Source organism: Cesiribacter andamanensis AMV16 (genome assembly GCF_000348925.1).
GTDB lineage: Bacteria > Bacteroidota > Bacteroidia > Cytophagales > Cyclobacteriaceae > Cesiribacter > Cesiribacter andamanensis.
The window spans coordinates 1-12,170 of sequence record NZ_AODQ01000132.1 but is presented as its reverse complement, the minus strand read 5'-3'; the positions used below and the strand labels follow the sequence as shown (position 1 = coordinate 12,170).

Genomic DNA, 12,170 nt, shown 5'->3' with positions numbered 1-12,170 from the left:
TTTCGAACATGTACCGCTACCTGCTGCAAAGCAATGATAAGGTGCTCATACCCCTTTGGCGGGAGCTGGAGTTCATAGAGGCCTATATGTTTCTGCTAAAGACCCGCTTTGAGGGGGGGCTGTTTCTGGAAACAGCCATTGACCAGGGGCTGCAGGAGCATGTACTGCCCCCCCTTACCCTGCAGCTGCTGGTAGAAAATGCCGTTAAGCACAACATGATCTCCGAATCCATGCCCCTCACCATCCGCATCTATACTAGCAGCCAGGATCAGCTGGTGGTAAGCAACAACCTGCAGAAACGCAAAAACACGGTACCCTCCAGCAAAATGGGCCTGGTAAACATTGCGGCCAAATACCAGCTGCTGCAGCAGGCCGATATCCAGATCAGCGAAAGCAGCACGCACTTTCAGGTACACGTACCCCTTATCCCCCACAAGCAGCATGAACGTATTGATCGTTGAAGATGAATCGCTGGCCGCCCGGCGCCTCCAGAAAATGGTGCAGGAGCTGGAGCCCTCAGCCCAGGTGCTGACCGTGCTGGACAGTGTGGCCGCCACGGTACACTGGTTGCAACAGCACTCCATGCCCGATCTGCTGCTGCTGGATATTGAGCTGGTAGACGGCCAAAGCTTTGAGATCTTCTCCCAGACCGAGGTACGCTGTCCGGTTATTTTTACCACGGCCTATGATGAGTATGCGCTGCGGGCCTTTAAGGTGCATAGCATCGATTACCTGCTGAAGCCCATTCAGGAAAAAGAACTGCAGCAAAGCCTGCAAAAATTCCGGCAGCTTGCCCGGGCCTATGCAGCAGCCGAGCAGCCCATCCCCAGCCTCACCAGCCTGCTGGAAGCCCTGAAAGGGGGTGCCAGCCCGGCACAGCCCCATTACCGCGATCGCATATTGGTAAAACAAGGGCAGCGCATGTTTCCCATCCTTACCGCCGACATTGCCTACTTTTTTACCAGAGACAAGCTCACCCAGCTGCGCACCAGTGATAACCGGCAGTATCTGCTTGATTATACCCTGGAAGAGCTGGAACGCAGCCTGAATCCCAAACAGTTTTACCGGGCCAACCGGCAGTACATTGTAGCGCTGGGCGCCGTGCAGCGCCTCCACCTGTACTTCAACAGCAAACTTAAGCTGGAGCTACGCCCCGCCCCTGAAGAGGAGGTGCTGGTAAGCCGGGAAAAAGCCCTGGATTTCAGAAACTGGCTGGGCGAATAAGCAGAGCCATGCCCAGCCCTACGCTCATATACCAATAAGAACCCGGGCCTGCTCAGGCGAACCTGCGCCCTTACCGATAAAGGGCGAACAGTCAGACAGGCTACAAAAAGGCCAAAACAGACTTAAACCGGTGTAAGCAAGCTGCTTATTACAGCAACAGTCTTTCAAAAATTGAGCAAAACAAACGCCGGCCTACTTATAGAAAAAGACTATTTTTTTGTATCTTTATAAGGCCCCCGAATCCACTACGCCCTGTTAGACTGTATTTTTTAACACTTAATACACGCAAACAGGAGTCGGTATGAAACCTTTTCCCATTTCCCTGCAGCGGTGCCTGGTACCGCTGATGGCCGGCCTTTTGTGGAGCATCAGTGCTCCGGGCCAACAGTTGCTGGACCCCGCCAGCCAGCCTAAATTTGTGCATCCGCTGCCCATCCCGGCAGTTCTGGATGTAAGCGAGGGCCCCACTACCCTTTCAGTGGACATCACACAAGTTGAGCAAGATCTGGGCCTGCGCCATCCCCAGACCGGAGCAGTCATGAAAACTACGGTATGGGGGTACAATGGGCAGTATCCCGGCCCAACGATTTTCGCCAGAAAAGGGGTGCCGCTACAGGTGTACTGGCACAACCGCCTGACCGAGGACGGCAGCGATACAGGCGCCCCCCTCCCCCACCTGCTGCCTGTAGACCCCAGCCTGCACTGGGCGCTGGGCCATCTGGAAAACTGGCAAACGGCCGGTGTACCCATTGTCACCCACCTGCATGGCGGCCATACCGAATCGGCCAGTGACGGACTACCGGAAGCCTGGTATACCCCAAATTTTGCACAAAAGGGGCATCACTATGTAAAAGGCCATCCGGGCGCCCCCTACTACTACCACAACACCCAGGAAGCCGCCACCATCTGGTACCACGACCACGCCCTGGGCATTACCCGCCTGAATGTATACGCCGGCCTGGCGGGCTTCTACCTGCTTACCGATGAGCGGGAAGATGCGCTCAAAAGCCAGCACAAACTGCCTGCCGCCCCCTATGATCTTGGCCTGGCCATACAGGACCGCATGTTTACGGCAGACGGCCAACTCTACTACCCCTCCATGCCGGAAGAAAACGGCGCCAGCGAACCCAGTCACATGCCCGAATTTTTTGGAAATTTCATACTGGTCAATGGCAAAATATGGCCTGTGCTGGACGTAGAGCCCCGGCAGTACCGCCTGCGCCTGCTCAATGGGTCCGATTCCCGTTTTTACAACCTGTTCTTTAGCGACGCTAAAAACATATCGCTGCAATTCTGGCAAATCGGCAGCGACCTGGGCTTTTTGCCCTCCCCTGTAGCCCATGATCAGCTGCTGATCTCTCCCGGCGAGCGCATGGATGTGATGGTTGATTTTTCTGACCCTGCCCTTTGGGGACAAACCATCATCCTGCGCAATAATGCCCGCGCTCCCTACCCCTTCGGCGAAACCATAAACCCGCGCCATGAAGGACAGATCATGGCCATACGGGTCAGCAAACCGCTGGATGCTGCCTATCCCCTTACCCCCATACCGGCAAGCCTGCGCCCCGCTCTCCCGCAACCGCCTGCGGCCGATAAGGTGCGGGAGCTTATCTTGTTTGAAGGGCTGGATGAGCAGGGCCGCCTGATGGCCCAGCTGGGGACCCTCAAAGAGGGCGCCATGACGTGGGATGACCCCATCACCGAAAATCCAGCCCTGAATGCCACCGAGATCTGGGAGATCTACAACCTTACCCCGGATGCCCACCCCATTCACCTGCACCTGGTCTCCTTCAGGGTCCTGAACACCCAAAAGTTTAAGGCCGAATTTGATGCCGAAACCGGTGTTGTGAGCAAAGCCAGGCTGCTTGGCCAGCCGAAACATCCCGGCCGGGGTCAGGATGGGCTAAAAGACACCTATCCCATCATGCCCGGAGAAATGGCCCGTTTTATTGCCACCTTTGATCGGCCCGGGCGCTATGTATGGCATTGCCACATTCTATCACACGAAGATCATGAAATGATGCGCCCCTACCATGTAGGCGAGATGCCCCACCACATGCCCTCTGCACACAATGAGCGGGCCCGTGTAGCCGGCCAGGAGGCTTATCCTGCGGGCATAGCCCCTTACAGCCTCTATCCCAACCCCGGCAAGCAGGCCATTAGCCTGCAGGTGGTGGCACCGGAAAAAGGCCATTTGCACCTAAAGATCTATGACCTCCAGGGCCGGCTGGTACTGGAGCAGCAGCATGTACTGGAGCATGCCGGCGAGCATCTGCTGCCCCTTGATACCAGCAGCCTGCAAAGCGGCCTGTATACCTGCGTAATTCAGTTCAACACCAAAACCCACCGGGAACGATTCATGATCACCAGGTAAGTATGTGTCCATACTACCCCGTTCTATAGGCCCTGCTCTCACCGGCAGGGCTTTTTTCAGGACTGCTGCAGCGGCAGGCGCAGCTGTACCAGGGTGCCCTCGCCCAGGCGGCTGCTGATGCTGATCTGCCCCTGCAACTGCTCCACCAGCCGGCGAACCACATAGAGCCCCAGGCCATTGCCCCGGGTGGATTCATGGGCCCGCACATACATCTCCAGCACCTTCTCCAGGTACTGGGCCGGAATGCCCTGCCCATTGTCCTGCACATTCAGCACTGCATCCTCCCCCTGCTGCTCCAGCCAAAGGCAAATTTGGGGGGCCTGCCCGCAGTAAAAGATGGAATTTTCCAGCAAGTTCTCCAGAATGGCATACATCATCCCTTCAGGGGCATAATGGGGTTTTTTCAGCCGGTCGGTGCAGCTGAAGCGGATGCCCCGTTCTTCTACCTGCTCCTTATAGCGCTCCTGTATGGCCGCCAGCAAGGCCCCGATGTCGGTCTGCACGGGGGTTCGCTCTTCAGTGGTCAGGTAGCTCAGGTCTTTGAGCTTTTCCAGCATGCGGTTCAGATCTCCCACGGCCTCTTCGGCATACTGAAATAGCGTTAGCACTTCCGGGTCCCGGGTGATATGCCTGGCCACATTGGCCAGCCCCAGGATGGTTGTAAGGGGGCGCCGGAAGTCGTGCGAGGTGCGGTAAAAGATGGTGTTGAGCTCTTCGTTGGCGCGCTGCAGGGCAGTGGTGCGTTCCTGCACTTTCTCTTCCAGAAAAAGGTTCAGCCGCCTGATCTCCTCATTCAGCACCACCAGCTCGTGGTTCACCTCGGCCATCTCCTCGTTTTTGGTTTCGATGTTGCGCAGCAGCAGCAATTGCGAGAATTTGCTGGAGAGCAGATCGGCCATCAGGCGTATAAAACGAAAATCGGGATCGGAATAGGGATTGCTTTCCTTTGAGGCAACGCTAAGCACCAGGCTGTGCTGTTCGCTAAGCTGGAGCGGCAGGCTATACAGGCTGTTGATGCGCGGGTCGCCAAAGAAGGTACCCTCCAGGGCCTCAATCTCTTTAAGCGCGACGCCCTTTACATAGCGGGGCAGCTCCTCCTGCAGCAGCTGAGCCTCCAGCAGCTCCAGCGGAGCGCCGCTGCCTACAGCCGGCCACTGCACCCCTCCCCTGAAGAGCTCCAGGGCCAGGGCCACCTCCCCAAAGCGGTAATAAATGCGGAGCTTGTACACATCCAGCACGTACTTGGCATGCACCGCTACTGCCTGGGCCACTGCCTGCTGATCCTGCGCCCGGCTGAGGGCACTGGCAAAAGTAGAGAGGGCTTCGTAGCGGATACGAAGCGATTGCTGCAAAAAGGTCTGCTCACTCATAGAACAAAAAAGGCCCGCAGGCCTTTCTTATTTGGTTTCCATCAGCTCGTTGTCGATGCGGATGCCCGAGAGATCGGCAATGGTATTGATCATGTTGGTAAGATCGGCCAGGGCCATCAGCTCCAGAATTTCTTCGTCGGCATAGCCCTCATCCCGCAGTTCGTCAAAATCGGCTTCGGTAATGCTTTGCGGGTCCAGTGCCGCACGGGTAATGATGCCCAGGGCTACCTTGTAAGAGCTGGGAATATAATCGCTCTGCAGGTTTTGGGTGAGCTTGATGCTGTCGTCGCCCGTCAGGGTCTTGCTGAGGCTATCGGCAATGGTGCCATGCGCATGGGCGCAGTACTGGCAGCCTTTGGTTTTGGAGATGTTGTAAATGATCAGCTGCTTCAGGATAAAGGGTACCTGCCCCAGCAACATGGTCGATTTCAGTTTGGCCCAGTTGCCGCGCAGCAGCGTGGGGTTGCTACCCTGGCACTTAAACCAGTTCAGCACAAAGGGCACGCCCATGTCTCGCATGGTCTCATCGTAGATGGCTTTTACCTCCGGGCTGGCCTCGGCATAGGGCACAAGCTTGAAACGGGTGGCAAGGGTAGTGGGAGTAGCTACGGACATTCGAAAGGGGGATAGGGTTGAAAGAAGAACGGGCCCTTTCCGGCAGGGCCACACAACTCAAAATTATGCAGCTAAAGCCAGAATAAATACCGAATGTAAGGTAAACAGCAGGATTACCAGACCCCCATCACAGGTGCAGGTTGTTTGTCAAAGAAACAGGAATGGCACAGAAAGATCTCTCAGACAAAAATGCTGCATTGCCTACTGCCGCTCAGGCTCTGTGAGCGCCTGCCCGCGCATGATTCACGGGCGTTCCGTTACAAAAGAAGCCTCTTCTAGGAGTAGCCGGCCTCAGCCCCCTACCCGGGCACTAGCCAACAGGGCTGGTAAAAGGCAGGAAAATATGTACCCGCAATAGGGCCCAATTTTTGGCCTTTACGCCTTGTGCGGACTGAAACACAGCAGCTTTCGCTTACCTGCCGGGGCGGTCCGATTTTCACTTCCCCAAAAAAATGCGTATTCTCGCAGTGAAAGCGATTTTGTGACGATGGTTTCTACTGCTGTGCGCACCCCCTTCCTGCTCCTGCTCCTGCTCTGCCTGGCCACTCCCCTGCTGGCCCAGGAGACTCACCCCACGGCCACGGCCGAACGGGGAGACGGCATTTATACCCTGCTGCGCAAACATGGGCTTGATCCCGCCCAGTACCTCAAACCTTTTGTTGCCCTCAACAGGGATAAGCTGGGCAAAGATAGTAGCCTGCATGTAGGCCGTACGTACCTGCTGCCCCTTGCTCCCACCGCCCCGGATGAGCTGCTAACTGCCAATGCCGGACCCGGCGGAGCCGAAAAATCTGCCCCTGCCGCACCCGTATCTCCTGCGGGTAGTGCTACAGCCACAGGCGGGATGGGTACCGGCCCGACCCCTACCAGCCCTTCACCCGCCAGTCCTGCGCCCGCAGTGCCTAAAGAAACCGGCATACTGGACGTACCCCTCTTTGGGAAAAAATACAGCCGGGTAGAGGTGCGGGACACTCAGCTAAAAGGAGCCGTCTATTACCTGACGGCCGGACATGGCGGGCCCGACCCTGGCGCCATTGGCAAATACGGTCCCTACCACCTCAGTGAAGATGAGTATGCCTATGATGTGACCATCCGGCTGGCCCGCCGCCTGATGGAGCATGGCGCAACGGTCTACATGATCATTCAGGATCCCGACGATGGCATCCGCGATGATGCCATCCTGCTTTCGGATAAAGATGAAATCTGCTACCCGGGCGACCCCATCCCCCTAAGCCAGAAGGAGCGCCTGCGCCAGCGCACCAATGCCGTTAATGGCCTGTACCTTAAGCACAGAGGAGCCTACCAGCGCATGCTGGCCATTCATGTAGATAGCCGCAGCCAGGGGCAAAACATTGATGTATTCTTCTACCACCACGAGAACAGCCCCCATGGGGCAAAACTGGCCTCCACCATTCACCAGACTTTCACCAACAAATACAGCCGCCACCAGCCCAACCGCAACTACCATGGCAGCGTTTCTACCCGCAGCAGCCTGTATGTGATCAAATACAGCCATCCGCCGGCTGTGTTCATCGAGCTGGGCAATATCAAGAACGATCTGGACCAGCGCCGCTTTGTGCTGCCCGACAACCGGCAGGCCCTGGCCAACTGGATCTGCGATGGCATCATCAGCGATTACAAAGCCCAGTAAGCCCTGCTATGCCACACCCCTGCAGGGAGTGCAGCCGGGCAGCCCTAAGGACATGGCGCCCGGGCTTAGGAAGCGGCCAGAGAACGGCTGGCGTATTCCCGCACCGAGGTAAGCCGGATAGGAAACTCCTTCAGCGTTTTTTCCATGTTGATGGGATCTCCATGGGCAATGGACAGCATCAGGGCCGAAAAGGTCTTCTGCAGCGAATCCTGCGCCGTGGCAATCTGCTGCATCAGGCTTTCTTCCGGCACATGCTGCAGCTCAAAGGGGCGCCCGCTTATTTCTTCAAAGATCTGCACCACTTCATGCGGGCTCAGGGCCTCGGGACCACCCAGCTCCAGCACCGCATTGCGGGCAGCCGGATTGCTCAGGCATTCTACCGCAAAAGCGGCCACATCGCTGAGTGAGATCCAGCTAATCTTGTTGTTGCCCTGCCCAAAAATACTGGCTCTGGCATTGGGGTAATCAAAACCGGTATGCGGGCTCAGCCAGGTTTCCATAAAGCAGCTGGGCCGCAGGATGGTGTACACCATGCCGCTGTTTTTAAGGGCAGCCTCTACCGAGCGTTTGGCCAGTGTAAGGGGATCATCGGTGCCGATCTAGCCCGAGTAGGAGACATAGATAAAACGGCCTGCCCCGGCCGATTTGGCGGCGTGCACCAGGTTGAGTTGCCCCTGCCCGTCGGCGGTTTCAATGGAATCGCCCTGCTGCCGGCTGCGGGTGGTGGTGGCGGTAGAGAATACGGTATCAACGTCCTGGCAGGCCTGGGCCAGGGAGGTGGGGTTTTTCAAATCACCTACCTGCAGCTGAACGCCCAGGCTTCTGAGGCGGGCAAGTGCACCGGGATCAGATGTGGGGCGCACCAGGGCCCGCACTTCCTGCTGCAGTGCTACCAGCCTGCGGCAGATCTCGCTACCCAGATAACCGGTAGCGCCTACTACTAATATCATGGAAACCTCCTTTTTTATAGTGTAATGAAAAAATGTGCACCTGAGGCGAAGAGCAGTTCCAGAAAAAAAGAATCCCATTAGGGGGTATAGAGCGGGCCCGGACATAACGTAGAATACTGCCCTAATGATAGGATAATAATACAATTATTTTGTGAATAAATGGAAAATAAGCAAGAGTATTTTGGGAGTATTTTTACTTTTGCAACAAGCATGGTGCTCAACGGCAAAATCCTCTGTAGCTTTTGTCCTGCTGGCGTACCAAAAGCGCCAGCCCCTTACAATCCGCTATGCCTATGAGATCGTTTATTTGTGCCTGTTGCCTGATCCTGGGCCTGGGCCTGCCCCTGTTTGCTCAGGTTGATTATCATGAGGAGCCTGTTGCCCTGCCACTTGCCGGCGATTCGCTCAGAGGCAGCCTGCTGGTCCCCTCCCCTGCCAAAACACCCGGCCCCCTTGTGCTGATCATTGCCGGCTCAGGCCCCACAGACCGCAATGGCAACAACCCCATGATGCAGAACAACTCGCTGAAGCTGCTGGCCGAAGCGCTGGCCGCCGAAGGCATTGCCAGCCTGCGCTATGATAAACGGGGGATTGGCCAGAGTGCCGGCGCTTTTACGGCAGAGGCCGAGCTGCGCTTTGAGGATTTTGCAGGGGATGCCGCCGCCTGGGCCCAACAGCTGCGGCAGGACAGGCGCTTTGGCAAGCTCTTTATCCTGGGCCACAGCGAGGGCTCCCTGCTGGGCATGCTGGCCGCCCGTCAGGCAGGTGCCGATGGCTTTATTTCCGTTGCCGGCGCCGGCGCCCCGGCCGATTCCCTCATCCGCCAGCAGTTGATGAACCAGCCTCCCATGATTCAGCAGGCAGCTTTTCCGGCCCTGGATTCACTGGCGGCCGGCCATCTGGTAAAGCAGGTAAACCCCATGCTGTTTGCCCTGCTGCGCCCCAGCATTCAACCCTATATGATCTCCTGGTTTCGTTACAATCCCCAACTGGAGATTCAGAAACTCCGGATGCCCGTACTGATTGTGCAGGGCACCACCGACCTACAGGTAGCCGAGGCTGACGCCCGCAAGCTGGCCAAAGCCAATCCAAAAGCCACACTGGCCCTTATTCCCGGCATGAACCACATCCTGAAGGAAGCCCCGGCCGACCAGCAGCAGAACTTTGCCACCTACAGCCAGCCCGGGCTACCCCTGGCCCCAGGCCTGCTCCATGAGATTACCGGCTTTATCTGGGATAATCGATAAGTCTGGCTACTGGGGGCTAAGCACTCCCGACTCGTGCCACGAGTGATTCGTGGCACGAGTGCCGAGGCACACATCAGCCAAATAGGAGAGTCCGGCAACCAGCCTGGGCCCAGCATGACTGCTTGGTAATACACCCCTCCTCAACCTCGCACTCATTAGCATAAGTCCAGCAAAAAGGCCTCAGATCTTCTTCTGAGGCCTTTAATTTCCCGGCTCGTTTAATTAAGATACGTTAAAATATCCCTAAGGCTGCAATACCACCTTCAGGCAGTTATCTTCCTTATCATTAAAGATCTTATAGGCATGGGGGGCCTCGCTCAGGGGCATGCGGTGCGTGATAATATCATCCAGGGTAACCTTTCCTTCCTGCACCAGCCCAAAGAGGGTATCAATGTAGTGCTGCACCGGCGCCTGGCCCATGCGCAGGGTGAGGCCCTTATCAAAGATCTGACCCAGCGGAAAGTTGTTGTAGTAGGAGCCATACACCCCCACAATAGTAACCACACCGCCCCGGCGCACGGTACTGAAACACATATCCAGCACATTAAGGGAGCCGGCCTGCATGCGCAGGGTGTTCATGACCTTTTCAAGCACCCCCCGGTCGGCTTCCATGCCCACGGCATCCACGCACACATCGGCACCCCGGCCGCCGGTAATGTCCCGCACAATTTCCTTTACATCCTGCTCGGCGGCATTGATCACTTCTGACTTGGCTGTACGCTTGGCAAGCTCCAGGCGGTAGGGCTGAATATCGACCCCTATTACCCGGCCGGCCCCCTGTATCCAGGCCGCCTTCTGCGCCATAATGCCTACGGGCCCGCAGCCAAAGACCACCACCGTTTCGCCCCCTTTGAGCTTGGCCCAGTCAATGGCCGTCCAGCCGGTGGGGAAAATATCGGTCAGAAAGAGCACCTTATCATCGGCCAGGCCATCGGGCACCTTGCGCGGACCAAAATCACCAAAGGGTACGCGCACATACTCGGCCTGGCCGCCATCATAGCCGCCATAGAGGTTGGTGTACCCAAACAGGGCCGCCCCCTTTTCCTTTACCAGCCCGCCCTCGGGCCCATAATTATCATTGGAGTTCTCACAATGGGTGTGCAGGCTGTGCTGGCAAAAAAAACAGTTGCCGCAGCTGATAGGAAAGGGTACCACCACCCGATCGCCCTTCTTGAGGGTACGCACCCCCTTGCCGGTTTCTACCACCTCGCCCATAAACTCGTGGCCCATCACAATATTCTCCATCTCAGGAATTTTGCCATTGTAAATGTGCAGATCAGATCCGCAAATGGCGGTGGCGGTTACTTTTACAATGATGTCCCGGTCCTGCTGAATGCCCGGATCAGGCACTGTATCCACCTGCATGCTTTTAGGCCTGTGATAACGTACTGCTTTCATAAAAATAGGTATTGGTAAAAAATCCGGTTCTTTAAAAAGCAACTCGGCAGGTACTATTATGTTAGTGCCTCAACAATCATTTTTAAAACACAAAGCCCTCAGTATAAACACACTATACCCCAACCGTTTGACTAAAAGCCAGCTATTACAAACAGAAAAAAGCCACCGTGGGGGTGGCTTTCTTATGGGTTTTCGCTGATTCAGAAGAGAAGCAATGCTTAGCTCCCTACCTCGGCCAGGCGGTCGGTGCTGATGTAGGTCCAGATCTTCTGCCGCAGGCTTTCGGGGTCAAAGGGTTTTACTACAAAATCCTGCATGCCGGTGGCAAAGGCCTGCGCCTGTATGTGCGGTTCGGTAGAGGCAGACATGGCCAGTACCGGCACCTGCGCGTTGATGGAAGAGGAGCCGCGCAGTCGTTCTACCACCTCAAAGCCATCGATATCGGGCAGCTGCAGGTCCATGAGCACCAGGCTGTAGGCGCGGGATTTGAGCAATTCAAGGGCATCATTGCCGCTTTCGGCTACTTCTACCTCCAGTCCCCAGCGGTTCAGGAATTTTTCGGCCACAAAGCGGTTGAGCGGATTATCTTCTACCAGCAGGATGCGGGCCTGGTCCAGCATTTCGGTGGATTGGATGTGACGTGTCTGCATAGGAGCGGGGTGGAGTAGGTCTTCTTTTTCAAAAAACAGTGCAAAGGAGAAAGCAGAGCCCTTTCCGGGGGTACTTTCTACGGTGATCTGGCTGCCCTGCAAATCGAGCAGGCGCTTGGTGATGCTCAGGCCAAGCCCGGTACCTCCAAAGCGGCGGGTGGTATCGCTATCGGCCTGGGTGAAGCTTTCAAAGATGAGATCGAGCTTGTCGGCGGCTATGCCAATGCCGGAGTCTTCTACCCTAAACTGCACAAGCCAGCCGGCTTCTGACTGCTCTAGCAGCTGCGTTGCAATGCGCACATACCCGGTTGGGGTAAACTTGATGGCATTGCTCAGCAGGTTGATCAGTACCTGCGACAGGCGCATGGAATCGCCCAGTACCCGCTGGGGCAGCTGGGGGCCGTGCATCACCTCCAGCAACAAGCCTTTGTCCCGGGCAGTGGTCTGCAGGCTGTTCTTGAGGTTATCGATCAGCTGGGGCAGGTCAAAGGCGGCTTTTTCTAGCACCACCTTGCCGGCTTCCAGCTTGTTAAAGTCTAATACATCGTTGATGAGGGCCAGCAGGTTCTCGGCAGAGAAATGGAGCAGGCGCAGATTTTCCTGCTGGTCGGGGCGCGGATCATCCTGCATCAGCAGATGGGCCATGCCAATGACCGCATTCATGGGGGTGCGGATCTCGTGGCTCATGGTG

The 12,170-nt window shown here is 56.4% G+C and carries 9 protein-coding genes and 1 pseudogene; 5 read left to right on the top strand and 5 right to left on the bottom strand.

Translation table 11 applies throughout. The annotated features are described in order from the left end of the window. The 3 genes from ADICEAN_RS17640 to ADICEAN_RS17630 all read left to right on the top strand — a co-directional run. Positions 1-461, top strand: a 461-nt coding sequence (locus ADICEAN_RS17640; RefSeq protein WP_040397978.1) for a sensor histidine kinase, incomplete at its 5' end; no start/stop codon positions are given. Beyond that, on the top strand, positions 442-1,224 hold the full coding sequence (locus ADICEAN_RS17635; protein WP_009197014.1) for a LytR/AlgR family response regulator transcription factor: 783 nt from the start codon (positions 442-444) through the stop codon (positions 1,222-1,224). The genes ADICEAN_RS17640 and ADICEAN_RS17635, both read left to right, overlap by 20 nt. Before the next feature lie 301 nt (positions 1,225-1,525). Further along, positions 1,526-3,598, top strand: coding sequence for a multicopper oxidase domain-containing protein (locus ADICEAN_RS17630; protein WP_009197013.1), 2,073 nt, complete (start codon positions 1,526-1,528; stop codon positions 3,596-3,598). Positions 3,599-3,654: 56 nt separating this feature from the next. Here the strand turns inward: ADICEAN_RS17630 and ADICEAN_RS17625 are convergent, their stop codons facing one another. Both ADICEAN_RS17625 and ADICEAN_RS17620 read right to left on the bottom strand, forming a co-directional pair. Continuing rightward, positions 3,655-4,968 carry a sensor histidine kinase gene (locus tag ADICEAN_RS17625; RefSeq protein WP_009197012.1) on the bottom strand — a complete coding sequence of 438 codons (1,314 nt, stop codon included), beginning with the start codon at positions 4,966-4,968 and terminating at the stop codon, positions 3,655-3,657. Positions 4,969-4,995: 27 nt separating this feature from the next. Next, positions 4,996-5,583, bottom strand: coding sequence for a carboxymuconolactone decarboxylase family protein (locus tag ADICEAN_RS17620; protein ID WP_009197011.1), 588 nt, complete (start codon positions 5,581-5,583; stop codon positions 4,996-4,998). A gap of 487 nt (positions 5,584-6,070) precedes the next feature. Here ADICEAN_RS17620 and ADICEAN_RS17615 point away from each other — a divergent pair, with 487 nt between their 5' ends. Then, the gene (locus tag ADICEAN_RS17615; RefSeq protein WP_009197010.1) at positions 6,071-7,234 is read left to right on the top strand and encodes an N-acetylmuramoyl-L-alanine amidase family protein; all 1,164 of its coding nucleotides are present in this window, start codon (positions 6,071-6,073) and stop codon (positions 7,232-7,234) included. A gap of 65 nt (positions 7,235-7,299) precedes the next feature. Here the strand turns inward: ADICEAN_RS17615 and ADICEAN_RS23400 are convergent. Further along, positions 7,300-8,184 (bottom strand): annotated as a pseudogene (locus ADICEAN_RS23400) (SDR family oxidoreductase). Positions 8,185-8,477: 293 nt separating this feature from the next. Here ADICEAN_RS23400 and ADICEAN_RS17605 point away from each other — a divergent pair. Continuing rightward, the gene (locus ADICEAN_RS17605; RefSeq protein ID WP_009197007.1) at positions 8,478-9,431 is read left to right on the top strand and encodes an alpha/beta hydrolase; all 954 of its coding nucleotides are present in this window, start codon (positions 8,478-8,480) and stop codon (positions 9,429-9,431) included. A 243-nt stretch (positions 9,432-9,674) separates the two neighbouring features. Here the strand turns inward: ADICEAN_RS17605 and ADICEAN_RS17600 are convergent, their stop codons facing one another. Beyond that, a complete protein-coding gene (locus tag ADICEAN_RS17600; protein ID WP_009197006.1) occupies positions 9,675-10,829 on the bottom strand; it encodes a zinc-dependent alcohol dehydrogenase in 1,155 nt (384 codons plus the stop codon). Positions 10,830-11,047: 218 nt separating this feature from the next. Next, positions 11,048-12,170, bottom strand: a 1,123-nt coding sequence (locus ADICEAN_RS17595) for a response regulator (RefSeq protein WP_040397976.1), incomplete at its 5' end; no start/stop codon positions are given.

What these genes read in the sequence shown, in the direction of transcription:
- ADICEAN_RS17600 (WP_009197006.1), bottom strand. Translation starts at nt 10,829, where the DNA reads ATGAAAGCAGTACGTTATCACAGGCCTAAAAGCATGCAGGTGGATACA.
- ADICEAN_RS17635 (WP_009197014.1), top strand. Translation starts at nt 442, where the DNA reads ATGAACGTATTGATCGTTGAAGATGAATCGCTGGCCGCCCGGCGCCTC.
- ADICEAN_RS17620 (WP_009197011.1), bottom strand. Translation starts at nt 5,583, where the DNA reads ATGTCCGTAGCTACTCCCACTACCCTTGCCACCCGTTTCAAGCTTGTG.
- ADICEAN_RS17625 (WP_009197012.1), bottom strand. Translation starts at nt 4,968, where the DNA reads ATGAGTGAGCAGACCTTTTTGCAGCAATCGCTTCGTATCCGCTACGAA.
- ADICEAN_RS17605 (WP_009197007.1), top strand. Translation starts at nt 8,478, where the DNA reads ATGAGATCGTTTATTTGTGCCTGTTGCCTGATCCTGGGCCTGGGCCTG.
- ADICEAN_RS17630 (WP_009197013.1), top strand. Translation starts at nt 1,526, where the DNA reads ATGAAACCTTTTCCCATTTCCCTGCAGCGGTGCCTGGTACCGCTGATG.
- ADICEAN_RS17615 (WP_009197010.1), top strand. Translation starts at nt 6,071, where the DNA reads ATGGTTTCTACTGCTGTGCGCACCCCCTTCCTGCTCCTGCTCCTGCTC.